Below are 26,423 nucleotides of genomic sequence, written 5' to 3' on the forward strand. Positions count from 1 at the left end.
TCTGCAAGCGGATAATCCCCCCACCTGCCCAGAAAAGAACCAAAAAACAGATCGGGAAACCCAATGGGCAACTCTTTCACGATCCCTTCAGGGAAGGATTGCGCGAACAGTTTCCGAAACCCTTTCGTGAATCCTTCAATGCGGGAAAGCGACCGGATTGGGTATCCGGCCAAAAGCCTTGAATTCATGATAGCCTTAATTATTACGGTAATCATGTTGACTTATTATTAATCATATGCACAATATCCTTATAATTTAAGAGTATTGTGCTATGGAACCAACGGCGGGAAAAAAACTCTATCAGGTCGCGGAGGGCCAGCTTGGCTATTTCACCGCCAAACAGGCCATTGACGCCGGCTATTTGGCAAAAAACCATGCCTACCACATCCAGCGGGGTCACTGGATTCGCGAACACCGGAGCATTTATCGCCTCGCGCATTTTCCCCATACCCATGAGGGCGAAATGGTGTTGTGGTCCTTGTGGTCCAGAAACAGGGATGAAGTGCCCGAAGGTGTGTATTCTCATGAAACGGCTTTGAGTATCTACGACGTGAGCGATGCCATGCCGGCTAAATTGCACATGACCGTACCCGTCAAATTCCGAAAATCGGCTGCCGTACCGTCAGTGATCGTTTTGCATCGTGGCGAGTTGCGACCCAAAGACATTCAGAAAAGAAACGGTTACGCCGTCACCACGCCTTTCCGAACTATTCTTGACCTTGTTGTCGGCCAATCGACCCCTGACGATATCGTGGACCAAGCCATCAGGGAATTCCGCGGACGGGGGCTTTTGATTGAAAAGGAGCTGTTACGGCTTGTAGAGGCGCATCCGTTCCTCGCGAAGCATTTGCTCCAAACCCGGGTTGCCGGAAGGAAACAATGATCAAAAAATTCGCCACACCGAAAGCGTTCAGAACATCGTTGGAGGAACGTCTCAAAACTCATTCGCGAAAGACGGGGATCGAACTGCAGAGATTACGCAGACAGGTCGCCTTCGATCGACTGCTCTTCCGGCTTTTTCAATTCTTTCCGAAGGACCTGCTCCTCAAGGGCGGTTATGCCATGGAACTCAGACTTGAAGGGGCACGCGCCACGAAAGACATCGACCTCGTGCTAAAGGCCACACGGGTCGGGTCAACCGGCAACAGCGACCATGTCATCCGACGGATGCTGCAAGACGCCGTGCAGAAAGATTCAGGCGACTTCTTTGAATTTCTCGTCGGAGAGCCGACCCTCGATCTGGAGGCGGTTCCCTACGGAGGATCCCGTTATCCCATTGAACAAATCGAGAGCGAGGATTGGCTCGGGTTCGCGGGCATTGAAACACTGCCGTTCCCCGCCATTTCCAGAGAGCAGCAATTCGCGGAAAAGCTCCACGCCTACACGTCGCCAAGAGAGGAATCCGAAAATTCGCGGGTAAAGGATCTGATCGACTTGGTACTGCTGATCGTCTCGGGCGGATTGAAAACGGCGATCGGAAAGGTTTTTGAATATCGGGCAACCCATGAAGCGCCCAAGACCATCAGTCACCCTCCCGCAAACTGGAAACCGAAATTCGACAGATTGGCAAAGGAATGCGGGCTTGATTGCGATCTCGCCAAGGCGTTTGAACAAGTCGAGGCGTTTATCGGCGGGATTTTTCGATGAACTGCGCCGCTGCTTTATCGAGTTTGATCCAGCGCCGTTATTCTTGATGCAACAAAGAAATACTATTTCCGAGTTGTGGATGTCGTCGTAAGAATCTTACCTCGGACTCCTGTAGCTTCCGGTGTAGGAGATGGAAATCTAGTCCCTAGAAAATCTACATGCTCTATCTGAAGAATGTAATGCCTAAACTCCATTGGAGGAAAATTTATCGGCCCGTCAAACGGTTTAGCATAATTTATTCGTTCAATTGTGAATGTTGCAGTTTCCTCGGAAAGAATCGGATTGATAACAGTCCCGATTTTTTGATTACCAACATACAGTCCCATCCCTCACCCCAGTGACTCGTTCCATTACTTCCTGAGGATCTTGTTTAGTTAGGATTAGATTAGTCGTCCGATAGTCAACTTGGGCACCGGGAGAGTCCACAAGCACAGGGCTCTTATCGAGCTGGGAGTTTTCAATTATTGCTTTTGTCATTGGAACATCATTTTTTCCTGAAAGAAGGTGTGGCCCATACCAAAACCCCCAAGCACTATATGCAGCCGCAATTGTGGCAGTTACGATATAAAACCACCCATTTGAAAACATAGACAACATTGGTATCTCGTATTAAATTTAGTCACCGATGCCGCAAACGCGGCACCGGTGACTCATTTGCGTCCCCAACGGGATTATTCGCACGCCCCATTGTAAAAACCGCGGTGCTCAAGCGCCGCAGAGATAAAACTCCTATCGGAGTTTTGTCATCATAATTCAGCGTCGAACTCTACGGGTTCTAATCCGTCAGACAACAACTGTGAAAGAGCAAGGGACCAGAAGATCCCTTGCTCTTTCAATCGTCCCCAACGGGATTCGAACCCGTGTTCCCACCGTGAAAGGGTGATGTCCTAGGCCACTAGACGATGGGGACTCCTTCTGTGAGTCGGCCGGGGCTCGAACCCGGGACCCTCGCCTTAAAAGGGCGATGCTCTACCAGCTGAGCTACCGACTCTCCTTAATAAAGAAGGCGAGAATCTGTAACAGAGCCTTAAGAAGCTGTCAATTATAAGGAAAGTGATTCCAGGATCCGCCGGGTGCTGTAAGATCTGTTCAGCGTGTAAAAATGGATGCCGGGGACACCGGCTTCAAGGAGTTGCCGGCACTGCGCTGACGCATGTTCAATACCGATTTCCCGGACCTTGTCATGGTCTTCCTGTACGGCGGATAACCGTTGGTAGAGATCTTTGGGAATGGAGGCCCCGCACATCCGGGTGATTTTCTCGATCTGACCCACGCTCAAGATCGGCATAATCCCGGGGACAATCGGAACCGTGATGCCAATCTTTCGAGCCCGTTCGACAAAATCAAAATAAAACCGGTTGTCGAAAAAGAGCTGGGTCAAGACAACATCGGCCCCGGCCGCAACCTTTCGTTTCAGATTTTGAAGGTCCGTTTCGAGGTCGGGCGCCTCGATATGCCCCTCGGGGTAACCGGCCACCGCAATGCTGAAGCCGTTGATGCTTTTTAAAAAGGCAACCAGTTCATTGGCGTAGGAGAAACCATCGGCCGGTTTGACAAACTGTGCGCTCCCCTGGGGGGGATCACCCCGCAGGGCGACTACCAGATTGATTCCCTTCTCTTTTAAGTATTCCACATATTCTTTGATGGCAATCCGGTTCGACCCGACACAGGTAAAATGAAAGGCGGTTGTCAGATCCAGTTCCTTCCGGATCTGGATGACAAGGTCACGGGTCACGTCGCGCGTTGTCCCCATCGCCCCGTAAGTACAGGAGACAAACGCCGGCTTGAATGGTGACAGATCTTTCAGGCTTTGAAGAAGAGAGCCCATCCCTTCCTCATCTTTTGGGGGGAAGACCTCAAAGGAGATGCGGCAGGAACCGGGCTGGTAGTAATCTCTAAAATCCATAAGAAGGGGTGATACTTTCCGTTTTTACGAATAAGGCAATAAGAAATTTCCCGGATCGGATTTCACCTGAGGCAGGCCCCTTGTTTGGGTCTCCAGACCCCAAAAATTGGGCCCTGCAATCCTTTAATAAGTAAAAAACAGATTATTTAACAAGTAGTTATAGATTATGCCTATAATGGCATGCCCTTTGCATTTATAAAGGGTATGAAAAATATAATCCTTTTATTGGCTCTCTTCTTGATCCCGCTCCAGGCTGAAGCAGGTGGGGTCATTCACTCAAAGAGGCTTGAAAAAGTTGTTTATAGGATAGGAGAAGAGAGGGTCTCCCCCGAAAAATTTACAGCCTACGTTAAAAAATTGCTTTCCGTTCGCGCAAGGATTGAAATCTCTATCCCTCTGCAGGATTTGGCCGAGTCGTGGGGGACCCTTGTCGGTTTGATGGGGATGGAGGGGGTTGAAGAGTTTGAGCATATCAAAGATATATTGGGCAGAGAAGGTCCCTCAGACGATCCTCTCAAGGAGTACCTTGTAGACCTGAATGACTCCTCCGATTGCGGGAATAATCTGACCTCTTCGGTCAACATCTCAGACAGGGTCTTTGGTGCCGGCGGCGAAGAGGAGGCGGAAGGTGAGGAGGCACAGGAGGATCGCCAGGGGAGCCTTCTTGTTAATACGGAGATTGATCAACACCTCGAAGAGGCGAGGAAACAGAAAGAGGAACGAGACAATCCTCGAGACACGGCGCTGGGAGAATTACCGGTTGGATTTGAAAAGCACTGTCCCAGCAAACAGGAGATGGCCGGATTCGATTTTTCCGGATTAGATTTTTTTGGTGGGCTCAGTATTGTAGTAAATGACCGTGGAGGGATCACCATTGCCGGAAGGGGTAATCTGGATGGCCACGCCGATGCGAGGTCCGGGAGTGTTGAGTATGATACCTCTCGCAATACGGGGGCGGTAAAAAATGGTGATGGTGACACGATTGTTAGGGTTGGAGGCAGTGATGGTGGGAGCGCTCCGTCAGATGGAGGTGGAACCCCATCAGGTAGAGGTGAGACTTCCGATGCGGGTGGTACGGAGTGGGCCGGCCCTGACGAAACGGGAGACAGCGATGGTACAGCGGTCAGTATGCCAAGTCCCGAAGGGGGCGGCGGTTCTTGCCAGCCGGGCAGTTCGAATCCTTTTTGTGTCAAGCTCTCAGGAGGAGGTCAGACCGGTGGGTCAATAAAAGAAGGTAAAGAGAAGGTTATCATGCCAAACCCGGAAGGGACAGAGGGGGATCTCCCCGGGGCGACTATTGGTGGAGTCCATTCGTGGCGACAGTTATTCAAAAAGAACTGCAAAGAGAAGGTGGAAAAGGCGGGACAACCGACTCCTGGATCAGACAACGGCAGTTGCTCCCTTCTTAAGGGTCCGGTTCAAATGGCCGGCGGTGGCAACCCTTGCGCCATGGTTCAATGCGGGGATGACGAAACACCGACTGTCGTCGGCAACCTGTGTGAGTGTCGATAAACGGGCCTTCCTTATTTCTTCGCTGTAGCACAAGAAGTCGCACTCGCCGCCGTCAATGGGGTGGCAAAATCGATCGAGCCGGCCGTTTGGCCATCCACAATCTTTAGGGTAAAACCGCTATCCTGGTTCAGTTCAGCGACCGAGGCGGCTCCAAAAGAGGCCACGCAAGTGGCGAGCGGGACATATTTGGAGGTAGAGATGCTTGTCCCAATCTGGACGCAACGGGTCTCCGTAGGGCTGTTTTTAACGGTTTCCGCCGCTGTGGGGGTTGCCGGGAAATCAGTCCCCTGCCAATATTGGGCCCACAGATAACTCCCATTGGATTTCAATCGGTTGATGTAGCTATTAGGGGCCTGGTCACGAATCTGAATCGCCTCAAACAACTGTGTACTGGCGCTTAAGCTTCCTGCATAGCCGGCGACGTTGATCCCTGAACCCTCCCCGCGACCGGCGTAGTAGGCCGGCGATCCGGTCGCAAAAAAGAGAAACCGGTCTTCGGCCTTGTTTCGGATCCCCCCATAGAGCCAGTTGGAATTAAGGGAGACAAAGTATTGGTCTTCCGCCGAGCCCTGATTGACCGTCCACCAGAAACCGTCTGTGGCGTCTGAACCTTTTTGGAAACCGGAGAAGGCGATGGTCTGGGGGATCCCCCACGAGGCGTACCAGGGGATGGCGCTGACAATGCTCACCTCCTCCCCCCTGATGGCGACACAACTCTTGACGTTCTCAATCTTGGCGATCATGGAATCAAAGAAACAGGGATCGACCCCGAAATTAACGTAGTGCCCTGCTGTTGTTGAGATGGTTGCGCAAGATTTGGGATCGGCCAGCACGGTCGGCTTGATATACTTCGAGCCGACACTGCCGTTGGAACAGTCGGTACAGTTAAAACAGGTGCCGTCAGCCAGGAAGGCGTCCGTACACTCGTTATTGTAATCGAGCCCCCAGAGCCGGGAAAGGATTTCTCCGGCCATGGAATCCGCCCCGCCGGAGGCGGTCAGACTGGGGCAGTCGGTGTAACTGGAACTGCAGGTTCCGGAAAGGGCATTTTTAGGGTGATTCACGCGGAAGGCATTGAGACTTGAGGAGACGGTGCCGATTTTGAGACCGGCAGGGACCTGGTTGTTCAATGCTTCTCCAAAAACGGCATAGGTGGCGGCCTCTGTGGCTTCTTCTGTTGTTGTGGTATCATCGGAAGAACTCGAACTACAACTGCTGAAGCCCACAAAACCGAGCAGAATAGCGAGCGAAATAATTTTTTTCATAGGTCCCTCCCATTGTCAGAATTCAGAAAAGTAGACTATAACTCAGCCGGGATTATCTTTCAGCATGATCTAGATCATGTCCCTTTTAGTAGATTTTTTCTGGGATTTCTATATAACAAGGAGGTGATTTTGCGCCGGGGATCATGGCTAATCTTTTTAGTGGTGGTGATCTTTCTGACCTCTTGCGGTTCCTCGTCCCAAACGGCCGACAATGGGGAGGGAAATTCCGGCACCGATGAGGGAACCGGTGACGATCTCCCCGCTTGTGGCAGCCAAAACACCTTTTTTACCGCCTCACCCTTGGAGGCTTCCGCTTTCAGCTCGATTACCCCTCTGGGAAACCTTAACCCTTCGGCGCACACCTTTCCGACAGACCACACCTATCTGATGCTAACCGACAAGACCCAGTCGGTTTCTGTTTATGCCCCTGGGGATCTCACGATTACGAAGGTTATTGATTACTCCAATAATTATTCGGTCACCTTTTACTCCTGTGCCGAAATTTATGGGTATTATGACCATATGACGACCTTGGTAGAGAGTATTACCTCACAATTCAATTCTGCCAATGCCTGTCCTTCTTTGGGTCCTTCCACGGCGACCACCTATTGCCCGAGTATCCAGGTCAAGGCGGGGGATCAGATAGGGTCCATTGGAGGACCCAACGCCGACGGCTCTGCGGCCCTTGATTTTGGCGCTCGGGATACCCGTCTGGCCAAGACCTCATTTATCAATATGGATGGGGCGGTTAACAGCCAGTATGTTGTTTGCCCTTATGATTATTACGTTTCGGGGAGCGTCAAAGACGGTCTTGTTGACAAACTCAAGAGCGTAAGGACTACCGAGCCGTTCTGTGGCACTGTAGCCTTGGATGTTACGAACACGGCGCAGGGGAGATGGTACCTGGCCGGTTCCAGCGCCTCCAGCTCGGATGAGAGTCAGCACCTGGCCCTGGTCCCCTCCAATTTTGATCCTAACGTCAAGGTCCTTTCGGTGGGAAATTCGACCGTCGGTACGGGGGCTTCTCATTTTGATCCCCTCTCGAGCGGGCTCATCCGCCGGAGTTTTGCGGATATCACCAATGACGGGAACACCGCCTGTTTTGACAGTTTGCGAAATACAGCCAGTGCCGTTACCGGGACGGCGTTGTCAGGCCGCTTTTTTCTGAAGATGACCAGTAATACGGCCCTCAAATTGGAGAAGGATGCTTCCAGTAGCAGCTGTCCCAGTGACCCCAATACCTGGAGTTTCACCTCGTCAGCCGTTAACTTTGAGCGGTAAGGCAAGAACCGGTGGTTCGCCTACTTCAAGGCCTCCACGCTTTGCAGGGTAAACGTGACTTCCTGAGTTGTGTTCGAGCAACCATCAAATGTAAAACCACCCTGGGAAGAATCAGTGCAGTGAAGGGTTGCCGTAAAAGAGGTTCCCACCTCTGTCTGGCGTTGAAACTTGGTGAGGAGAGGACCGGTGGTGCCCCGGTAGTCTTGGAGTTCCAGATTCCCGTCACTCCCGGTTTTGACGAAAGACACTTTTGAAAACGGAGAAACGGCGGTTGTTGTTTTTGAATTGATCAGCGTCGCGGTATCAACGCCATAAATGGTTTTGGTCAAATCCCCCTGAACAGAATAGAATTCCAACCGGATATCAAAGTTATCGGCACCGCTGGAAACGGTAGCCATGTAGGTTTCCTTGGTGACGCTCTCAGAGGTCTTGTGAGGAACCGGTGTGAGACTAATCATCGGGACGAGCAACTGGTTCCCGACGGTATCCTTGAGGATGCAACTGCCACAACCCCCAAGACCGGGGGAATAAGCTTTGATCAAACCTTCAGGATTGAAGGTGAGATCGAGGGCAAATTGGACGTTGTTATCAATGTCCGCTTGAGTGATGACAAACGGGTTCTGAAACCGGAACCAGGATCCACCGTTACCCAGGACAACAACCGCTTCTTTGGCCGAAGAGATCATTGAAAAATCATCGGTGGCTGTGGTCATTGGCCCCTGGTTAGAATCAACAGTCGCCGTTGTCCCGTCTGCGGTTCTGTAAGTAGTGCCATCCGCCATCGTTACTTCAGCCTTCAGTTTAACCGGAAGGTACCAGTTGATGTAACCGTAATTATAGGAGCGGACGTCCGCCGTTGTAAGAGTTTTATCGGTTTTGAGGGTCGCTCGAGAGGTATCGTCAATCAGATCGACAAAACCGTCATCGGACCCACGGGCGACATCACCAAAGGGGGCAAAGTCCTGGTCTAGGGTATAAGTGTAACGCGAATCCGACTGATTACCTTTGTATAATTCCAAACAGCCGGTCGGGTTGTTGTAGGCGGACCCTGAGGTGTCTATCTTTTCGCAGATGGTGATAGAGGTGATGTAATATTTCATACTTTGAAGTCCTGTAGCCGTGGCCTGTCCCACAAGTGCCTGAGTGGCCTCAGAAGTGGAGGCTTGGGGTGATGTCTGTGTGGCCAGTTTCAAGGCCGAGGAGATTTTTGGCTCGGTGGCGGTGCTTCCTGTATCTGTACCGCCGGAAGAACCACTGCCACCGCAAGAGGCCAGAAAGATTACTGCGACTATCAAGAATCCGAGCATCTTCCGTTTCATAGAGAGTCTCCTTTACGTTAGTATTGAAAGTATACTTTATCATTGTAAGGGTTAGTCCGAAGCATTTCAAGATAATATTTTAAAATACGTATTCTTTTGAACACAGTATTTATTATAATATATTGTTATATATAGATATTTTTTTGTATAAAGTTGTTTTGAACACAAAATTGATATAAATTTCTTGTTTAATGGTTGGGAGATCGGTAGAATTCAAATCATGGGCAGGACCGGCTCCAAAATCGACTTGTTTCAATACCGCGACTACCGGTCCTTTTTAAAAGACTGGTACAAGGCGGCCAAGGCGGAAAGGAGTTCCTATTCCTTCCGTCTCTTTGCCAAAAAGGCCGGGTTTGTTTCGAGCAACTTCCTGATGCTGGTGATGCAGGGCAAACGGAACTTAACCGAGGAGAGCCTGAAGAAGTGCCTCGTGGGGTTGGGCCTGAACAAGCAGGAGCAGGATTTTTTCAGGAGCCTGGTTTTCTTCAATCAGGCGAAGACCCATGAGGACAAGCATTTCTATTACCAACAGCTTCTTCGCTCCAGAAAGTTCCGTCAGCTCAAGCCGATTGAAAAACAGCAGTATCAATACTATTCGGCCTGGTATCACCCCGTTGTTCGTGAACTTGTTGTTTCACCGGAGTTCGACGGCACGCCGGAATGGATCGCCAGGCATCTGTTCCCGGCAATCGCACCAGCCCAGGCGGCCAAATCGATAGAACTTCTCGAAGGGCTCGGCTTTATAGAGAAGGATAAAAATGGGCGATGGCAACAGACCAGCACGATTATCTCGACAGGGCCGGAACTGATCTCAGTGGTGGTCCATAATTATCACAAACTTCTCCTGGATCTCTCCAAACAGGTGATGGATCAGTTGTCTCTCAAGGACCGCGAGGTCAGTGCCTTGACGTTGGGGGTTAAGAAGGAGAGGCTGGAAGAACTCCGGAATAAAATCCGTGAATTCCGCCAGGAGATCCTCAAACTGGTTTCCGAAGATACCGAGCCTGAAGAGGTGGTTCAGTTGAACATCCAGTTTTTCCCAGTGACGAAGGATTTGAAAGGGGTAAAAATATGAAGACCGTTACAAGAATAGCCCTGTTTTTTTCCTGTTTGTTACTGACAGCCTGTGGGGGTGCGGGGGGGACGGAGACAGGGACGACGGATACCGGCAATGAGATAGATACGTCGGTCTTGGGATCACGGGTGGAGGCGGTCGCTTCGGCTCTGCTTCCCAATATCCCCAAATCTTCCACCAGCGGTTTTACCTCGATCGAGGCGTTGACCTACGGGACGAACGATCACTGGGCAACCTATCGGAACAGTGACAACGTGACGGTCCTGACCGATATCTTCGGGGGCGCCAATGAAGAGCCTCGTGTGGTGACCAGGGTTCGTGTCTTGTTGGATCACTTGAAGGGGAAATTTCAGGATATCTTTTCGAAGGACTCAAAGATTGATTGCACAGGGGCGGTTCCTCTCACTGCGGATGATTCAATAACAATCTCCTTTTATGGAGCGATTGCCAACGGGACCCAGGACAATCGTTATTTTGACTGTGTTAAGGAAACCGTTGTCAGTGAGCTGGATCAGGAGACGACGATTTACGGCAAAGACAAAGACGGGGTTGTTCGTCTTGTCGATATGTCGGATAAGACGAGCACCAATTCCGAGAGCACGGCGATCCGCGGTGATCAGGTCCGTATTCGTGCCGTCCGGTATGCCACTTATGCCGAGGTTCAGGAAAACGGCAGCAAGGTGAGTTATATTGACCTCCATTTTGCCCATGGGAGCTCCTACAATGGAGCGGACAAGGCTTTTTCAACCTCTGATGATGTTATCTTCAAAAGCCGGAGCCGGATTACGGGGCGTGCCGTCCTGGACAACGACGGAAACCCGACGATCGGTCTCGGCGATTTTACGGTTACCAAGTACGATGTAGCCGAAAACGGGGCTTCTCCGGCAGTGACCCAGACCATCGGGCGCGGCAATTATGGGGGAAACCAATATTCTCTCTTCAGGATCAATTCTAACATGAGCAGTCTGAGAGACCTGGGGACCAAGACCTTCTGCCTCCAGACGCCGGCGGGCGGTTCGGGACTCCCTTCTGATGCCGACTCGCTCAACTGCGGTAGTCTGGAGAGCGCCACTGCATGGGAGGGGGTTTTCCCTTTTAGTCTTACCCCGGAGATCAGTCAGGGCTTCGATGCGGCAGAATTCTTCGAAGGGGATGACACCGATATGATCGCCAACGACGGGGGCAACTTTACGATCCCGGATTTTTAGGAGTTTATTCGCTTGTAGGACTAGTAACGACTCTCGCCGCCGCCGTGACGGCGATTACCGCCAAAACCGCCACGTCTTGGCCCGCCGCCGCCACCACCGGGGCGGTCTCTGCTTTCGGGACGGGCCTCATTGACAACGATTTTTCTGTCACCGAGAGGGGTATCATTGAGTTTCTCAACCGCCTGCTTGGCGGCCTCCTCAGAAGTCATCTCGACAAAACCAAAGCCGCGGGACCGGCCTGAAAACTTGTCTGTGATGATTCGGGCACTGGTGACCTCGCCGTAAGCGGCGAAGGTCTGGCTCAATTCTTCTTCGGTTGTGCTAAACGGCAGATTCCCTACATACAGTTTGGTCCCCATATCCCCTCCTTAAATAGAGGCTTGGGACGTCCCACGATTAGGTCGTTTTGTCAAATAAAATAGCCGGTTAGGAGGAACTCTTCTCCAGGTCTCCCTTCCAGAGGTATTCACGGGTCAGATGGACGGCGACACCGCTCAAGGCGATCAGCGAAATCAGATTGGGGATTGCCATCAGCCCATTGGCGATGTCGGCAAAGGCCCAGACCATCGGGAGCGTTGCCACCGAACCGACCATCACCGCGGCAACCCACAGATAGCGATACGGTTTGATCGCCCTCGTTCCCAAAAGGTACTCCGCCGCTTTTTCGCCGTAGTACGACCAACCGAGGATGGTGGAAAAGACAAAGGTGAGGAGTCCGACGGTCAGGATCAAAGGGCCTACATAGGGGATATGGCTGAAGGCCGATTTTGTCAGGGCCGCCCCTTTCAGCCCGGCCGCCCAATCGCCCGAGCCGACGACCACAAGACCGGTTATCGCGCAGACGACAACAGTGTCCCAGAAGGTGCCGGTGGAGGAGACCAGCGCCTGACGGACCGGATTTTTCGTTTGTGCCGCCGCCGCAACGATCGGGGCGCTTCCCAAGCCTGATTCGTTGGAAAAAAGCCCCCGGGCGACGCCGTAACGGATCGCCTCTTTCATTCCTGCCCCCATGAATCCGCCGATGGCGGCCTGGCCGGTCAAGGCGGAGGAAAAAATCAGGCGAAAGGTTTCCGGAATTTTATCGGCATGGAGGATCAAGATCCAGAGACAGCCCAGAACGTAGAAGATCGCCATGAAGGGGACAAGCCGTTCGCAAACACGGGCAATGGAACGGATCCCTCCCAAAATAACGAGGGCGGTGAACACCGTCATCAGCGAACCGCTGATCCAGGGCGAAATATGAAACGTTTCGCCGACCATTTGTGCGATGGAATTGGCCTGGACCATATTGCCGATTCCAAAAGCGGCGATTGCGGTAAAAAAGGCGAACAGAATTCCCAGCCACCGACAGTTCATCCCCTTCTCCAGGACGTACATCGGTCCGCCGGCCATTTCCCCCTTTGGGGTCTTGATCCGATAATGGACGGAAAGAACCGCCTCCGCATATTTGGTGGCGATCCCGAAGACGCCGGTCAGCCACATCCAGAGAACTGCCCCCGGCCCGCCGGCGGCAACTGCTGTGGCCACCCCGACGATATTTCCCGTCCCGATCGTGGCGGCCAGGGCGGTGGTCAACGCCCCGAAATGGCTGATGTCCCCGGTTCCTTCGGTGGTGCGTTGGAGGGAAAGACGGATCGCCTTCCCCAGATAACGCTGGATGAAACGGAGCCGGAAGGTGAGAAACAGGTGCGTTCCGACCAGCAAAATCAACAGGGGAGGGCCCCAGATCCAGTCGCTGGTCTTGTTCAAAAAGACTTCCAGAGATTGAAGAAAAGGGGCGATGAAAACTTTCTATAATAATGGGGGACCGAAATCAAGAAAGTTTATGATTATACTTGTAAATTTTATGGGTTATTTTTTACCCGTAATGTTTATTAAATATATATTTGTACAGGGGTAATTTATGATACAATTTTCGACAGATCCATGAGGAGGTTTATCAACAGGGGATTGATTGTTTTCTTCATTCTGCTCCTAGGCCGGTTTGTATTCGCCTCACCTCCGCTCCGCATTGGGTATCAGGGGTTTATCACCGATAACAAAGGCGTTCCGATCAATGGTCCTTCCTCGTTTAAGTTTTGCGTCGCCAATGCCTCCGGGGTCACAAACGGTAAAAATCTCTGGTGCCACAACGGAAACACCGACACCTCCGGTGAACCGTCCAACAGCATCAATGTCGATGTCGATGAGGGTTATTTCAGCGTTATTATGGGGGATGCCAGCACCCACCCCAATATGGGAGATCTGCCCTCTTCGATCTTTAACACCTCCGATGAGCTGTACCTCTGCATCTGGTTCCAGACCGGTAACAGGATCCATGAAAAACTGGAGCCGTGCCAAAGGTTTACCTATAATGCCTTTGCCGTCAGTGCCCTTAACGGAGGCAGTTCCGGTTACTCCGGTGGCGATTTGACCATTGACGAAGATCTTATCGTTTTAAAAGGGACCTCTTATCTTGGAGACCTCTTTTTGGGGCAGGGGGTTTCCGGAACCGAGGCAGGGCATCTCTATTATGATTCACAGGCAGACACCTTCAAGGCCTGCACCAAGACTGATTGTAAAACGATCTCCCGTGGAGATACCGACACCTCAAACCTCCTGAGAAAAGATACCAGTGACACCAGCACCGGGACAATCACCGCCGCCGGTTTTACAACCACCGGGGCGACCACAACCGGGACACTCACGGCGAGCGGTGCCGCCACCTTGGGATCCCTGACAACGACGGGGGATGCCGTCTTTGACACAAGCACCCTGAAGGTGGATTCCACCAATAACCGTGTTGGCGTTGGCACCGCCAGTCCCTCGTACCCGTTGCATGTCACCAGTTCCAACACCACCTCTTCAACGGCTTATATCGATGGGACCTCCGTGACCACAGGCAACGCCCTGCTCATTCAGACGGATAACAGCCTCAGCACAGGGACCGCGTTGAAGGTCATCTATGATGACGCAAACATGTCGTCGGGAGAAAACGTCTTTGAGATTATTAATCAAGATAGCGTTGGGACCCAAACCAACCGGTTTGCCATCCGTCTGGATGGACAGGTTACGGTTGGCGGAACGGTGTTGGGATCCACCTATTCCGGTTCTTCGGCGGTGACTGTCTCTTCAGCCTCAGGGAGTGATTTAACTCTGGATGGTGGTAATGGAAGTGTCCTGATTGCCTCCGGAGACACCCTTGGTAATGGGACTTGGTCGGTTGCCAGCACCGGGAATACCACCTTCGCGACCGGCAATTTTACCGGCAGTGTCCAAACAGGGGGCACAACCCGCTTGACCAATTCCGGTGGCCTCCAAAACATTGCCTCCATCGCCGGTACCGGGGCCTTAACAGTGGCCTCAGGTTCCGGGGATCTCACACTGGATGGCGCCGGTGGGACTGTCGCTATTGCCTCCGGGGACACCTTGTCGGCAGGGGCGATTACCGGTAGTGGGAACCTGACCATTAATACAAGTGACCTTGCGGTCAATACCTCCAACCGGATGGTTGGTATCGCCACCGCCAGTCCTGTTGAAAAACTGGAAGTGAGCGGCGGTCTTCGGGCCGGTCTGGCCCCCACCAGTTTGACGACCTTGTCGGCCGGTGCCGGATCGACAGACACGAGCCTTAGCGTTACCTCAACGTCAGGGTACGCTTCTGCCGGGACACTCCTCATTGATTCCGAGGCGATTAATTATACCGGTACCGCCGCGACCTCATTCACCGGCTTGACCCGTGGCGCCTTGGGGACCACGGCCGCGACACACAACTCGGGGGCCACCGTTGACAACTATTCCCTGACACTCATCGCGACGACATCAGCCCCCAGACTGGTCGTCACCGGGGCTGGTAACCTCGGTTTGGGAACGACCGCTCCTGACGAACAGATCCAGATGACAGGCCGGGTCCACTTGGGGCAGGCATCAGCCCCCTCTACCACTACCGACAAACTTTATAATGTCAGCGGTGATCTCTACTGGAATGGGACCGCCTTGAGCACAAACGGGGCGAACTGTGACGCGGGCAGTTATGCTCGAGGAGTGGATGCCTCCGGTGCCGCGGAAGGGTGCACGGCGGTCGGGGCAGGGACGGTGACCTCGGTAGCGACCGGTTCGGGACTCACCGGGGGGACAATTACCACCACAGGGACCCTTTCTCTTGGCGCCCTGACGGCGGACTGGAACCAGACCGGGGCGTATGACATTGTTTTGGCCAACGCCAGTTCCGAGCTGAAGATTTTGGAGAGTGCCGGGGGGACCTACTACGGGATCATCGATGCCGGGGATCTCTCTGCGGACCGGACTTATACCTTCCCGGATGCGACCGGGACGGTGGCGTTGACGACGAGTAATGTAGCGACGGCGACCGCCCTGGCGGCGAATGGGGCGAACTGTTCAGCGGGGAGTTATCCTTTGGGGGTGGATGCCAGTGGAGCGGTGGAGACTTGTACAGCGGCGGGGACGGTTACTTCGGTTGATTCTGGAGATGGTCTTACCGGGGGTGCCATTACGGGATCCGGGACTTTGGCGGTTGGTGCCGGTTCAGGGATCAGTGTTACATCAGACGCAGTTGCTGTTGGGCCCCTGACGGCGGATTGGAACCAGACGGGGGCGTTTGACATCACCCTTAATAATGCGAGCTCCGAGCTCAAGATTCTGGAGAGTGCCGGGGCGACTTACTACGGGATCGTTGATGCCGGGGATCTCTCTGCGGATAGAACTTATACCTTCCCGGATGCGACCGGGACGGTGGCGTTGACGACGAGTAATGTAGCGACGGCGACAGCCCTGGCGGCGAACGGGGCGAACTGTTCAGCGGGGAGTTATCCGTTGGGAGTGGACGCCTCGGGTGCGGTGGAAAGTTGTACAGTGGCGGGGACGGGGACAGTTACTTCGGTGGCGACCGGTTCCGGGTTGAGTGGAGGAACGATCACCTCAACCGGGACCCTGACCTTGGGGGCCTTGACCGACAACTGGAACCAGACCGGGGCGTATGACATTGTTTTGAATAACGCCAGTTCGGAGATTGTTATACTCGAAAGTACTGGCGGAACTTGGGGTGGGACGATCGACGTTGGTGATCTCTCTGCCAACCGGACCTATACCTTTCCGGATGAGACAGGGACTGTTTGTACCACCGGTAGTGTTTGCACCGGGTATCAGGCCTCCTCAACCGCCTTGACCACCTCGACCTCATGGGGTGGGGACCTGACCGGGACCGGTTCTTCCCCGACGGTTGCTGACAATAGCGTTGATGGGACCGATATCGCCCTTGGTTCCGATGCCCAGGGAGATGTCATGTATTACAGTGGAACCGATTGGGTTCGACTTGCGGCTGGGACCTCAGGCCAGTACCTTAAGACACAAGGGGCAGGGGCTAATCCAACTTGGGCGGATTCTGCCGCAGGGACTATGGGGGCCTTGACCGCCGACTGGGGCCAGACCGGGGCGTATGACATTGTTTTGGCCAACGCCAGTTCCGAGCTGAAGATTTTGGAGAGTGCCGGGGCGACTTACTACGGGATTATTGATGCCGGTGATCTTTCTGCCGACCGGACCTATACCTTTCCGGATGCGACCGGGACGGTGGCCTTAACGACATCGAACGTGGCAACGGCGACGGCGTTGGCGGCCAACGGGGCGAACTGTTCTGCCGGGAGTTATCCTTTGGGGGTGGATGCCAGTGGAGCGGTGGAGACTTGTACAGCGGCGACGACGGGGACGGTAACGTCGGTGGCGACTGGTTCGGGACTCACCGGGGGGACAATTACCACCACAGGAACCCTTTCTCTTGGCGCCCTGACCGCCGACTGGAACCAGACGGGGGCGTTTGACATCACCCTTAATAATGCGAGCTCCGAGCTCAAGATTTTGGAGAGCGCCGGAGGGACCTACTACGGGATCATTGATGCCGGGGATCTCTCTGCGGATAGAACTTATACCTTTCCGGATGCAACGGGGACGGTGGCCTTAACGACGTCGAACGTGGCAACAGCGACCGCCCTGGCGGCGAACGGGGCGAACTGCGATGCTGGCAGTTATCCTTTAGGAGTGGATGCCAGTGGAGCGGTGGAGAGTTGCACGGTCGCTTCTGGGAGTGGGACAGTGACTTCGGTGGCGACCGGTTCGGGACTCACCGGGGGGACAATTACCACTACAGGGACCCTTTCTCTTGGTGCCCTGACGGCGGACTGGAACCAGACCGGGGCGTTTGACATCGTCCTTAATAATGCGAGTTCCGAACTCAAGATTTTGGAGAGTTCCGGGGCGACTTACTACGGGATCATTGATGCGGGAGATCTTTCTGCCGACCGGACCTATACCTTTCCGGACGTAACGGGAACGGTGGCGTTGACGACGAGTAATGTAGCGACGGCGACAGCCCTGGCGGCGAATGGGGCGAACTGTTCAGCGGGGAGTTATCCGTTGGGAGTGGACGCCTCCGGTGCGGTGGAGAGTTGTACAGCTGTTGGAGGAGGAGCAACCGCCTGGGATGATATTGGTGATCCAGATGCTGGTGCCGCTGTTGCGATGGCCGAATATGCCCAGACCCTTGATTGGGACACCGCCTCGACGGCCGCCGCTTTTGACGGCCTTACGATTACCATGACTAATGATGCGGGTACCGATTCAAATACCCAAAGGGTCCTGGTCATTACCAACAAGAACGACGGAGGAAGCACCGGGACCACTGAGCGTCTCCTCGTTCTTGACAATGCCGATAGTAATGAAGCAGTGACCACGGGCCTCGAAATTGATGTTTCCGGCGGGGGCACCGGTTCAATTACCACCGGTATTGACCTGTCGGATACCTTGATCGGGGATGCCATTAATATCGGTAACAACGCCATTGTCACCGGAAACGTGGCCGGTACCATCGGTGATTCAACGACTGATTCTTGGACATTTACGACAGACGGGACCGGTACGGCAGAAATTGTCTTACCTGCCGGTTCTATCGACAGCACCGAAATTCTGGATGCCACAATTGCCGGAGGGGATCTGGCCTCAACTATCGCCATTACGTCTACGGGGGCCCAGGATTTCGGGGGAGCGAGTGATTTCGAAATCCCCAATGGGGGGTCCCCCACCGTTAATGTGACCGGAGAGATTGCAATCGATACGACGGACGACCAACTCATTTACTATGGTGCAAGCGCCAAGAGAGTTCTGCCTTTCGAATACACCCGATGCGCGGTGATTGAGGACCTGGTAGCCGCTGATGACAATAAATCGCTCGGTTCATTTGCGGATGCCGTTACCATTACCAGTATCTGGTGCAGTTATACGGGCACCGGTTCAACAGTGGCGACTATCACCCTCGAAGATGGTTCCTCAAACGCCATGACCCATAATGCGCCTACTTGCACGGCGGTAGGAACGGTTCCGACGGCACAAAGCGTGACTGCGGCAGGTTCGCTTACGGCTCGTGAAACAGTCCGGTTTGACGTTACCAATACCCCTAACCCAACGACCGACGATTATGAGATCTGTATCTCTTATACCATTGATGCACAATAGTAGGATAGGGCGGGGTATTCGCCTCTCTTGCGGATTCCTTTGTCTGCTGACAGCTGTTCTTCTGTGGTCGCCCGCTTATGCCGATACGGAAGAAGATGTCCCTTCGGCCGATGGGAGTCCCAATAACTGGAGCGGTGCTTATTCTACCGTCGACGAAACCGTTAGCGGGGCTGACGATAACGATTCAATTACTACCTCATCGACAAGCTCGGTGGAAATTTATACCTTTAGTCATACGGTCCCTTCGGATGCCACTGTCGACAGCGTCCAGGTCAATTTTCGATGCAAGAGGGCTTCAGCGGGGTCAAAAACAGTGGCGGCCCAGATAGAGCGTTCCAATACATCGGCAACGGGGGGGTTTGAGACCCAGACAGCCTCTTACGCCAACTATAGCAAGAGCTGGAGCTTATGCCCTGTCAGCTCCTGCAGTAACTCGACCGACGGGGCCTGGACGGTCACCGATCTGGACAACCTGGAAATAGGGGTCAAGAGCAGCTCTTCCGGATCTGGCTCCCTGAATTGCAGTCAGGTCTCCGTGACCATCAGTTATACCCCGGCCACATCATCGAGACGGATCTGGATTGTTGATTAAGGAGGAGTGAAAATAGGAGATTGTGAGAAAATATCGGGTGAACGAAACAATTGCCAAAGGGTAGAATATGAAATATAGTGCAAAAAAACTGGTGGTCTTGGTGCTCTCTTTCTCGGCCTTGATGGCCGGTTGCAGTAGCGGGAGCGAATGGGACGATCAGGATAACGGCTTGGGTGACGGCTTTGGCCCTTTAGGGGGAGGTAACCCCCGTCCGAAGAGTGGCAGTTATACCGTGCAGGATTCGGCCCTTCAAGGGGGGCGTTCCACGATGGGGTCGCTCAGTTACAAGGCCTTGGGGCAGATTGGCGATGTTAATGGCGAAAACAGATCGGTTAGCTACAAGTCGACTCCTATCAAGCCTCCTCAGTAGTTTTGTCTTCCTCTCTTGGTCGAGTGTTGCCGTCGCAGGGCCTCAAAAATCAAGTCAGATCAAGGAGCTTGCTGAAAAACTGGAACAGGCCCAGTCTGATCTGAAAAAAGGGTCAGAGCAGAATGAGGCCTTGACGAAGCGGTTGGAACAGACGGAATCCCGTCTGGATGAGCTTCAGAAAGACTTTGAAGAGGAGAGAGAAGCCAGGCAAAATAGCCTTCGGTTGAGCGGGAATATCACCACATTGACCGGTTGGCAAAGGTCGGACAGTCAAGCCTTGGATTCCGGCACAGGGCCACGAGGGATCTTTGGAGACGGTCTGGCCAATATTAATTATGGGACCAACGGAAGTACTGTTGGTCTGTTTGTGGATCAACTCGAGTTGGCTATTGATAAAAGATTCTCAGAACTCTTAAGCCTCCGGGCCGACCTCGATATCTCCCCTTACAGAGATTATAACCGGGATAACAAAAATACCGATGTTCAGGACGTCGTTCAGCTCGAACAGGCGACTACCGGTATCCACCCCGCAGACTGGCTGACCCTTGATGTCGGTCGTTTCAACTCGGGTTTCGGTCTGGAACCGATTGATCGAAACGAGCTTGCCGGTGTTTCTTTCTCTTCCGTCCACCGATTTCTGGTTCCTCTGAACGTTACCGGGGTCCGGATGACAGTGACAACAGGGGCATGGCTTTGGGATCTTTATGCCGTCAATGACCTCGCGGACAATGGCATCAACGTGACTTCGGATGCCCCCTCGGGGGGGACGAACGTCCGGTTCAGTTGGGGAGAAGAGGCCAAAAACTGGGTCAAACTTTCATTTGCCGGGGGACCGGAATCAACGAAGGTAAGGCCGCTCACGTTTATGGGGGATCTGTCTCTGAAAATCAGACCCTTTGAAAGGCTGGAGCTATCGGCGGAAGGGGCCTACCGGCAGGAAAATGGGAATAATTGTGGTGATGGGAGACCCAATTGCAGGTATCTGGGGGGAGACTTGCAGGTTCGAGCCATCCCCTGGGAACAGTGGAATACCTACCTCCGCGCTGGTTACCTGCGTGACTATAACCATGGCGGGAGGAGTGGGGCGGCCCAGTACATTATTGACGGTTCCCTTGGGGTCTCTTATCTCTTTAACGACATGGCGAAGGTTGTTTTGGAATACCGGATCGATTATCAGGACCCGAAGGGGAGCGACCCTTTGACAGACCCCACCTTTACCCACGGGATCGCCGTTGAAACCGCCTATTCTTTTTGATCATGAATAACGACAATAAAGTCTTTTGTGAAACAGGAGGTTTTTTGGCCGATACTTATCGTCAGTCCGGTCTGAAGGGGTGTCTGCGAAAAATTTCTGCCGCGATCAGCATGAATCTTCCGCTCCTTTTCTTGGGGAGGAGGACAAACAAAAGTGTCGGCGCCTACTTTGACCTGATCACGGATGACGCCCGGATGTTCTACGGAGACAATTTTCACTTCGGTTATTTCCCGACCGGAAGTGAAACCTTTGAAGAGGCGTTGAACGCCCATACTGACCTTGTCTGCCAGATGGCCCGCCTTGATGAGGCGCGGAACGTCCTGGATATCGGTTGCGGCATTGGCAGTCCGGCTGTGCGGGTTGCCAAGCGGCACAGCTGTTCCCTGACAGGGATCAATATCAGCCGCGAACAGGTGAGGCAGGGGAGAGAGCTTGTCGCCAAAAATGGTTTGACCGACCGGATTTCGCTTCGGGAGGGGAATGCCCTTGACCTTCCCTTTGACCAGGATTCCTTTGACGCCATTCTCTGTCTGGAGGTGGCCGGTGATATCTGTGTGACGCCCGAACAGAAGACGCAACTCATCGCTGAGATGCACCGGGTCCTGAAACCGGGCGGTTGGCTTGGGTTCTCGGACCTTGTCTTTACCGGCCTCCCCAGCCGTGAAGAGGAAAAGGCGATGAGGATGGTCCTTTATCACAAGGGGGAAGAGCTGGTGACCGACTGGCCAGCCCTTTTTGAAAAACAGGGTTTCACCATTCGTCAGAAGATGGATATCCTCCCGCAGACGATGAAGACCTGGGAACATTCGCTGGCGGTCTATCAACAGAACACAGAAATTGTAAACCGTCGTTACGGCAAAAAGATTGCTCAAAAGACCCAGCAACACCTCCGGCAGATCCCTGAAATTCTGGCCAAACATGGTTCGTTTGTCGTCCTTTCGGTTCAGAAATAGGAACCCTTTTTCCCTTTATCCCTCCCTTGTTCATTTTAATTGTTATAGTCTGTTGTTAGTCTTGACTAATTATTAGTTAAAACTTATACTGATCTTGTGAAGGTTAAGTTTTTCTTGCTCAGTTCTGGCCGAAGTCCTGTTGAAGAGTTTTTACGGGAACAATCGGAGGAGATTCGGTCTAATTTTGTGGATGCGACAGCTCTTTTAGTTTCGGGCCAGACGCTTTCGATGCCTTTGGCTCGTCATCTTTCGGGAATCTATCCTGGGATCTATGAGCTTCGTATGAAAGACAGGAATGGTCAGATAAGGATTTTTTATTTTATCAAGAAGGGAGAGGCGATTTATATGCTTCATGCGATGCGTAAAAAAACTCGGGAAATTCCGAAAAGAGATATTGAACTGGTCTTAAAAAGAATCAAGGAGGTGTAACATGGCCTGGAAAGAGGTGTCTGTTGAAGAGATTGCTGATTCCCTTGGCATTAGCGTTGGGGAAGTGCGTGCCAAACAAGACCTCATTCGCCTGATCGTCAAATTGAGGAAGGCTAAAAAACTTTCGCAGTATGATCTTGCAAAGAAAATTGGAGTGACACAGGGCCGTGTTGCCCAGATTGAATCAGGTGTTGGGACGGTCAGGGTTAGTTTTGATGTCCTCCTGAATACTTTGTCGATACTTGGGTATGGTTTCAGGATCATTCCCAAGAAGGCCGCGTAGTTTTTTATTTTGTTTCAACGGACAAAATTTGTTACACTAAACCTCTCTAATGCGCGAACACCTCAAGGAGTATATTGAAGGAAGCCAGACGACCAGCGTTCGGGGTTTGAGGATTCTGCTCGAATACTTTCATGCGACTGAGGTCTTTGAGCCGATTCAAAGGGAGAAGATCAAGATTGTTTCCGTCTTCGGCTCGGCCCGGACAAAAAAGATCGATTCCAATTTTCGTCTGGCCCACCAGTTGGGGGGGCTCCTTTACAACGCCGGTTTTGCGGTCGTGACCGGCGCCAGTCAGGGGATCATGGAGGCGGCCAATCAGGGGGTGGCCGATGCGATCGCCCACCATCTCCTTAAGGGAAGAAAAGGGATCAGTCTGGAGCAGGTTCGGGAGACCGCCCCCTACCAGCGGCTCCTGAAGAAACGCTCCGCCGGTTTGAAGATCACGCTTCCTTTTGAGGCCCAAAACAATCCCTACATCGGTCTGGGGGCGACGTTCCATTATTTTATGGTCCGCAAATTCTTTTTTGCCTCCTTGTCCAGCGGTTTCATCGCCTGCGAGGGAGGGTGGGGGACGCGGGACGAGCTCTACGAGATGCTGACCCTTGTTCAAACGGGCAAGGCGCCGCTCATGCCGATCATTTATCTTTCAGAAAATCCGGAACATATCAAAAACGATCTTGAATACACGCGCCGCCGGAAATATATCGACCCGCAGGATGTCGGTCTGATCCATTTTGCCAAAACGCCACGGGAGGCGGTTACGGTTCTGAAGAGGTTTTACAACAATGTGGACCAGATTCACTATGAAAAGGAACAGACGGTCGTGATTGAACTCAAAGGCAAGATTCCCTTTCGCTTGAGACAACGGGTCGAGAAAAAAGCATCTGAGATCGGTTCAAAACTGGGTCATCTTGTTTGGGGGAATCACCCTTGGGGAAAAAACAGGCTGACGCTGGAAAGATATTGCCCTTCTTCTTACAGTCATTTAAGAGGGATCATCGATCTTCTGAACTCTGTCTAATGGTCGGATAATAAAGGAGGCGTTGTTATGTTCAAACCATGGAAGCAGGCGTTGGGTGTTGTGGCGGCTGTTGTCGTTGCTTGTTTTTTATCGGGTTGTGTGGAGAGACGATTTGACGCCTCCTCTTATTATAGTGTGGCCCTCACGAACAATAATCTTTTCTTTGGGCATATTATTCGTGAAGATGGGCAGTATCTTTATCTCCAGGATGTTCATTATATCCAGGTGACCAGGCCGGAGCAGGATCCCAACAAAAAAGAGGTGGTGCCGCCTAATATCAAGTTGGTGGCTCAGGTCACCGATTTTCAAGGACCGCGGGACGAGATGAACCTGAACAAGAAGCAGGTGCTCTATTATCAAAAGCTTCGCGATGATTCACCGGTGGTGAAGGCGATTGCCAAGGAAAAAGCGACCCCTAAGGCTCCCGAATCAAAACCAGCCCAATAATCGGGAATGATTAGCGAAAGAGTTTTTTGAACATCTCTTGCGGTTTCGCAGGGACCGCCTTGGGGAGGGCCACCGGGGCTCCTCCTCCTGAGGACTTTCCAAGGGAAGGGATCAGGCTTTTTGCCTGTTCTTTGGCCTGCTCCTTGACCAATCCTGTGGCCGCCTTGGCGAAAAGATCCTTGGCAAAACCGACATCCGGGGCGATGACCGGTTTGTTGACGGTCCCCGTTATCGTAAAGGGGAGGTTGAAGCGTCCCTCCTTGTCCACCAGATAGGTGCGGATCTTGTCGTTGGTGATCCAGGCGTTGGTCTTGTCACGACTGAACTGGGCGTTCCCTTTCATGTTGAGATCAAAGTCGAGCGAAAAAGTCCCCTTGAGGTCTGTTGCGAAGTCATCGGTCACCATCTTCATGTTGGGCGTTTCCACCTGCCCGTTTTCAATCTTGAAACTGCCGGAAAGATTCTTGAAGGGGGTTCCTTCCCCTTTGGTAAAGGAAGGGGCTGAAAGCCCGGCCCCGAGCAAGCCGACCTGTGTGACCGCCAACAGCTCCTTCGAAAAAAGGCCGCCCGCCATATTGGCGGCGTAGAATTTTCCGTCCGTGATGCCCAGTGACCCTTGTCCCGAGAGGCTTTTCTTGATCTCTTCCGCCTCGGTGCCGTGACCATGCACATTCAGGTCAAAGTTACCCTTGCCGGAGACCGCTTCCGGGAGATCAGAAAAAGTCTTCATGGCGGTGGCGACATCAATTCCCTGGAGCTTGGTGTTCATGCCGAAGAGTGGTTTGGCCGCCGAAAGATCGACCCAGCCGCTTCCCGCAAACTTTCCACCGAGAAGATCACAACTCAAGTTGTTCAGGTTGGCGATGGAGTTTTTGTATTCAAAGGCAGAGGCGAGGTTCGTCAGGGTATATTTTTCATAGACGATCCTGGAGGCGTTGAGACTTCCGGAGGCGGAAACTTCCTTGGTGTTGCTCAAGGGGCCGGAGAGTTTGAATTTTAGCTTGGGGTCTCCGGCAAGGGTTACCGTTTTGTAGGCCGGCAGAAGGGTTTTGAGCTGATCCAGCGGAAGAGGGGTCGATTCCAGGGTTAACGCGACCGTTTTATCGGGGCCAAGGCTTGCTTCCCCGGAACCGTTAATGGCCGCCTCCAGGAGGTTAAGAGTCAATTTGGAGACGACGACCTTTTTGGCATCACTGTTCCCGGCGATCGAAACCGACAGATTCTGGCCGGCCGCTTTTTCAAAACTGTTTCCCGAATGGATGACGGAATCCTTGAGGCTTAAACTGGCATCAAACTGGACCGCCTGAGGGGTGCCGGCGGCATGGAGCTTCAAGGCCCCACTGCCGGAGAGGGTAGAACCCATCGCCGCCGAAAAGGGGGAGAGGCTGTTCCAGAAGAGGGCCAGGTTTTCCAGCGAGGCCTCGAACTGTTTTTTTTCTTTGAAATCGATGACAGAGAGGTTGATCAAAAACGGGTTGCCGTCATTGATCGCCAATTTCCCTTCTTTGAAGGAGGCATTATTCTGCTTCAGGTCGACAAACGCCTCGCCAGTCAGCTTGAAATGTGCCTCCATCCCCTTGGAGAGGTCAAATTCGAGCGACAGACCGATCGGATTTTTCGGATCCTCCAGCTTGATGGAACTGATCTTGAGGTTTAACTTTTTGACAGAGAGGGGATCACCAGGGGTCGTCTCATCTTTGTAAGTGAAATTCCCATCGTGAATCGTCAGGTCATCCACCCAGATCTGCTTGGGCATAAATCGTGAACTGGCGGTGGCGGGAGGAGAAGGTTCGGCGGCATTCCCCTCCGACACCCCAAACAGGTTGTCTCTGATGAAAAAACTGACCGGGGGAGGAGGGGGCGGGACAGGCCCGCCTGGAGTCGGCGAGGCAGGCCCCCCCTTTTTCTGTAGCAGACTTTCGATGTTGGTCCCGGAATCTTTTTTCACCACCAGGATCTCCGGTTGATCCAGGGAGAGGTTGGCAATTACCTTGAGGTACAAAAGACTCTTGAAATCGACCTTGAAATCAAAACCCTTGATCTTGGCGAGGGTGACTCCTTTGTAGGGAGAATCGTCACTGTTATTGACAGTCAATCCTTCCAGATGGAGACCAATAAAGGGGAAGACCCGGATGGAGGCCTTGTCAATAGTGAGTGTTCCATTGATTTCTCCGTTTACTTTTTTGAGAACCGCTTCTTTGACCTGGTCCGGTTTTACAAAAACCAGGATCCCGGCGATGAGGAGGGCAAAAACCAGAACAAGACCGGCCACAATTTTGAGGATTAGTTTCATGGGGAGGCACCTTATTTAATTTTGATGAGAGAGGCAACTGTTTTTAAGGGGCCCAAGTGAATCA

Annotated in this window: 21 protein-coding genes and 2 tRNA genes; 15 read left to right on the forward strand and 8 right to left on the reverse strand. The window is 52.8% G+C overall.

The annotated features are described in order from the left end of the window. Positions 1-271 precede the first annotated feature (271 nt). A complete protein-coding gene (locus tag HYS22_01640; GenBank protein MBI1908857.1) occupies positions 272-883 on the forward strand; it encodes a hypothetical protein in 612 nt (203 codons plus the stop codon). Next, positions 880-1,647, forward strand: coding sequence for a nucleotidyl transferase AbiEii/AbiGii toxin family protein (locus HYS22_01645; protein MBI1908858.1), 768 nt, complete (start codon positions 880-882; stop codon positions 1,645-1,647). Before HYS22_01640 ends, HYS22_01645 begins: the two co-directional genes overlap by 4 nt. Before the next feature lie 837 nt (positions 1,648-2,484). On the opposite strand, the gene HYS22_01650 is transcribed toward HYS22_01645, so the two are convergent. The 3 genes from HYS22_01650 to metF form a co-directional block, all read right to left on the reverse strand. After that, positions 2,485-2,557 (reverse strand) — tRNA-Glu (locus tag HYS22_01650). 8 nt (positions 2,558-2,565) lie between these two features. Then, positions 2,566-2,638, reverse strand: a tRNA-Lys gene (locus tag HYS22_01655). A 51-nt stretch (positions 2,639-2,689) separates the two neighbouring features. Next, positions 2,690-3,553: a methylenetetrahydrofolate reductase [NAD(P)H] gene (gene metF / locus HYS22_01660; GenBank protein ID MBI1908859.1), complete on the reverse strand. Its 864-nt coding sequence runs from the start codon at positions 3,551-3,553 to the stop codon at positions 2,690-2,692. A gap of 204 nt (positions 3,554-3,757) precedes the next feature. Here metF and HYS22_01665 point away from each other — a divergent pair, with 204 nt between their 5' ends. Further along, positions 3,758-5,065 carry a hypothetical protein gene (locus HYS22_01665; GenBank protein MBI1908860.1) on the forward strand — a complete coding sequence of 436 codons (1,308 nt, stop codon included), beginning with the start codon at positions 3,758-3,760 and terminating at the stop codon, positions 5,063-5,065. Between the two features lie 11 nt (positions 5,066-5,076). Here HYS22_01665 and HYS22_01670 read toward each other — a convergent pair whose 3' ends face one another. Continuing rightward, on the reverse strand, positions 5,077-6,330 hold the full coding sequence (locus HYS22_01670) for a hypothetical protein (protein ID MBI1908861.1): 1,254 nt from the start codon (positions 6,328-6,330) through the stop codon (positions 5,077-5,079). A gap of 129 nt (positions 6,331-6,459) precedes the next feature. Between HYS22_01670 and HYS22_01675 the strand changes: the two genes are divergently transcribed. Beyond that, positions 6,460-7,611, forward strand: a complete 1,152-nt coding sequence (locus tag HYS22_01675) for a hypothetical protein (GenBank protein MBI1908862.1) — start codon at positions 6,460-6,462, stop codon at positions 7,609-7,611. A 20-nt stretch (positions 7,612-7,631) separates the two neighbouring features. On the opposite strand, the gene HYS22_01680 is transcribed toward HYS22_01675, so the two are convergent. Beyond that, positions 7,632-8,930 carry a hypothetical protein gene (locus HYS22_01680; protein MBI1908863.1) on the reverse strand — a complete coding sequence of 433 codons (1,299 nt, stop codon included), beginning with the start codon at positions 8,928-8,930 and terminating at the stop codon, positions 7,632-7,634. Between the two features lie 220 nt (positions 8,931-9,150). On the opposite strand from HYS22_01680, the gene HYS22_01685 reads away from it, so the two are divergent. Both HYS22_01685 and HYS22_01690 read left to right on the forward strand, forming a co-directional pair. Then, on the forward strand, positions 9,151-10,005 hold the full coding sequence (locus HYS22_01685) for a TIGR02147 family protein (protein MBI1908864.1): 855 nt from the start codon (positions 9,151-9,153) through the stop codon (positions 10,003-10,005). Further along, positions 10,002-11,213 (forward strand): hypothetical protein, encoded by a 1,212-nt coding sequence (locus tag HYS22_01690; protein ID MBI1908865.1) that lies wholly within the window; start codon positions 10,002-10,004, stop codon positions 11,211-11,213. Before HYS22_01685 ends, HYS22_01690 begins: the two co-directional genes overlap by 4 nt. A 20-nt stretch (positions 11,214-11,233) precedes the next feature. On the opposite strand, the gene HYS22_01695 is transcribed toward HYS22_01690, so the two are convergent. Both HYS22_01695 and HYS22_01700 read right to left on the reverse strand, forming a co-directional pair. Then, positions 11,234-11,572, reverse strand: a complete 339-nt coding sequence (locus tag HYS22_01695; protein ID MBI1908866.1) for an RNA-binding protein — start codon at positions 11,570-11,572, stop codon at positions 11,234-11,236. Positions 11,573-11,639: 67 nt separating this feature from the next. After that, positions 11,640-12,974, reverse strand: a complete 1,335-nt coding sequence (locus HYS22_01700; protein MBI1908867.1) for a sodium:alanine symporter family protein — start codon at positions 12,972-12,974, stop codon at positions 11,640-11,642. 165 nt (positions 12,975-13,139) lie between these two features. Between HYS22_01700 and HYS22_01705 the strand changes: the two genes are divergently transcribed. The 9 genes from HYS22_01705 to HYS22_01745 all read left to right on the forward strand — a co-directional run bounded on the left by HYS22_01705 (position 13,140) and on the right by HYS22_01745 (position 24,066). Then, positions 13,140-18,716 carry a hypothetical protein gene (locus HYS22_01705; protein MBI1908868.1) on the forward strand — a complete coding sequence of 1,859 codons (5,577 nt, stop codon included), beginning with the start codon at positions 13,140-13,142 and terminating at the stop codon, positions 18,714-18,716. Beyond that, a complete protein-coding gene (locus HYS22_01710; GenBank protein MBI1908869.1) occupies positions 18,679-19,308 on the forward strand; it encodes a hypothetical protein in 630 nt (209 codons plus the stop codon). The genes HYS22_01705 and HYS22_01710 overlap by 38 nt, the downstream gene beginning before the upstream one ends. 67 nt (positions 19,309-19,375) lie before the next feature. Further along, positions 19,376-19,678, forward strand: coding sequence for a hypothetical protein (locus HYS22_01715; protein ID MBI1908870.1), 303 nt, complete (start codon positions 19,376-19,378; stop codon positions 19,676-19,678). Beyond that, positions 19,623-20,933, forward strand: a complete 1,311-nt coding sequence (locus HYS22_01720; protein ID MBI1908871.1) for an outer membrane beta-barrel protein — start codon at positions 19,623-19,625, stop codon at positions 20,931-20,933. Before HYS22_01715 ends, HYS22_01720 begins: the two co-directional genes overlap by 56 nt. A gap of 44 nt (positions 20,934-20,977) precedes the next feature. Then, positions 20,978-21,886 carry a methyltransferase domain-containing protein gene (locus HYS22_01725; GenBank protein ID MBI1908872.1) on the forward strand — a complete coding sequence of 303 codons (909 nt, stop codon included), beginning with the start codon at positions 20,978-20,980 and terminating at the stop codon, positions 21,884-21,886. 96 nt (positions 21,887-21,982) lie between these two features. Continuing rightward, on the forward strand, positions 21,983-22,315 hold the full coding sequence (locus HYS22_01730; GenBank protein MBI1908873.1) for a type II toxin-antitoxin system RelE/ParE family toxin: 333 nt from the start codon (positions 21,983-21,985) through the stop codon (positions 22,313-22,315). A gap of 1 nt (position 22,316) precedes the next feature. After that, positions 22,317-22,598, forward strand: a complete 282-nt coding sequence (locus tag HYS22_01735; protein MBI1908874.1) for a helix-turn-helix domain-containing protein — start codon at positions 22,317-22,319, stop codon at positions 22,596-22,598. Positions 22,599-22,647: 49 nt separating this feature from the next. After that, complete coding sequence (locus tag HYS22_01740) at positions 22,648-23,619, forward strand: LOG family protein (protein ID MBI1908875.1); 972 nt, start codon at positions 22,648-22,650, stop codon at positions 23,617-23,619. A gap of 27 nt (positions 23,620-23,646) precedes the next feature. Continuing rightward, complete coding sequence (locus HYS22_01745; GenBank protein ID MBI1908876.1) at positions 23,647-24,066, forward strand: hypothetical protein; 420 nt, start codon at positions 23,647-23,649, stop codon at positions 24,064-24,066. A gap of 10 nt (positions 24,067-24,076) precedes the next feature. Here the strand turns inward: HYS22_01745 and HYS22_01750 are convergent, their stop codons facing one another. Next, the gene (locus HYS22_01750; protein MBI1908877.1) at positions 24,077-26,359 is read right to left on the reverse strand and encodes an AsmA family protein; all 2,283 of its coding nucleotides are present in this window, start codon (positions 26,357-26,359) and stop codon (positions 24,077-24,079) included. Between the last annotated feature and the right edge of the window lie 64 nt (positions 26,360-26,423).

This window comes from Deltaproteobacteria bacterium, from assembly GCA_016177765.1.
Lineage (GTDB): Bacteria > UBA10199 > UBA10199 > JACPAL01 > JACOUP01 > JACOUP01.

Excerpts from the sequence above, each read along its gene's own strand:
- HYS22_01720 (MBI1908871.1), top strand. The coding sequence starts at position 19,623 with ATGGCGAAAACAGATCGGTTAGCTACAAGTCGACTCCTATCAAGCCTC.
- HYS22_01680 (MBI1908863.1), bottom strand. The coding sequence starts at position 8,930 with ATGAAACGGAAGATGCTCGGATTCTTGATAGTCGCAGTAATCTTTCTG.
- HYS22_01665 (MBI1908860.1), top strand. The coding sequence starts at position 3,758 with ATGAAAAATATAATCCTTTTATTGGCTCTCTTCTTGATCCCGCTCCAG.
- HYS22_01710 (MBI1908869.1), top strand. The coding sequence starts at position 18,679 with ATGAGATCTGTATCTCTTATACCATTGATGCACAATAGTAGGATAGGG.
- HYS22_01685 (MBI1908864.1), top strand. The coding sequence starts at position 9,151 with ATGGGCAGGACCGGCTCCAAAATCGACTTGTTTCAATACCGCGACTAC.
- HYS22_01735 (MBI1908874.1), top strand. The coding sequence starts at position 22,317 with ATGGCCTGGAAAGAGGTGTCTGTTGAAGAGATTGCTGATTCCCTTGGC.
- HYS22_01670 (MBI1908861.1), bottom strand. The coding sequence starts at position 6,330 with ATGAAAAAAATTATTTCGCTCGCTATTCTGCTCGGTTTTGTGGGCTTC.
- metF (MBI1908859.1), bottom strand. The coding sequence starts at position 3,553 with ATGGATTTTAGAGATTACTACCAGCCCGGTTCCTGCCGCATCTCCTTT.
- HYS22_01690 (MBI1908865.1), top strand. The coding sequence starts at position 10,002 with ATGAAGACCGTTACAAGAATAGCCCTGTTTTTTTCCTGTTTGTTACTG.
- HYS22_01715 (MBI1908870.1), top strand. The coding sequence starts at position 19,376 with ATGAAATATAGTGCAAAAAAACTGGTGGTCTTGGTGCTCTCTTTCTCG.
- HYS22_01705 (MBI1908868.1), top strand. The coding sequence starts at position 13,140 with ATGAGGAGGTTTATCAACAGGGGATTGATTGTTTTCTTCATTCTGCTC.
- HYS22_01750 (MBI1908877.1), bottom strand. The coding sequence starts at position 26,359 with ATGAAACTAATCCTCAAAATTGTGGCCGGTCTTGTTCTGGTTTTTGCC.
- HYS22_01645 (MBI1908858.1), top strand. The coding sequence starts at position 880 with ATGATCAAAAAATTCGCCACACCGAAAGCGTTCAGAACATCGTTGGAG.
- HYS22_01745 (MBI1908876.1), top strand. The coding sequence starts at position 23,647 with ATGTTCAAACCATGGAAGCAGGCGTTGGGTGTTGTGGCGGCTGTTGTC.
- HYS22_01740 (MBI1908875.1), top strand. The coding sequence starts at position 22,648 with ATGCGCGAACACCTCAAGGAGTATATTGAAGGAAGCCAGACGACCAGC.
- HYS22_01695 (MBI1908866.1), bottom strand. The coding sequence starts at position 11,572 with ATGGGGACCAAACTGTATGTAGGGAATCTGCCGTTTAGCACAACCGAA.
- HYS22_01640 (MBI1908857.1), top strand. The coding sequence starts at position 272 with ATGGAACCAACGGCGGGAAAAAAACTCTATCAGGTCGCGGAGGGCCAG.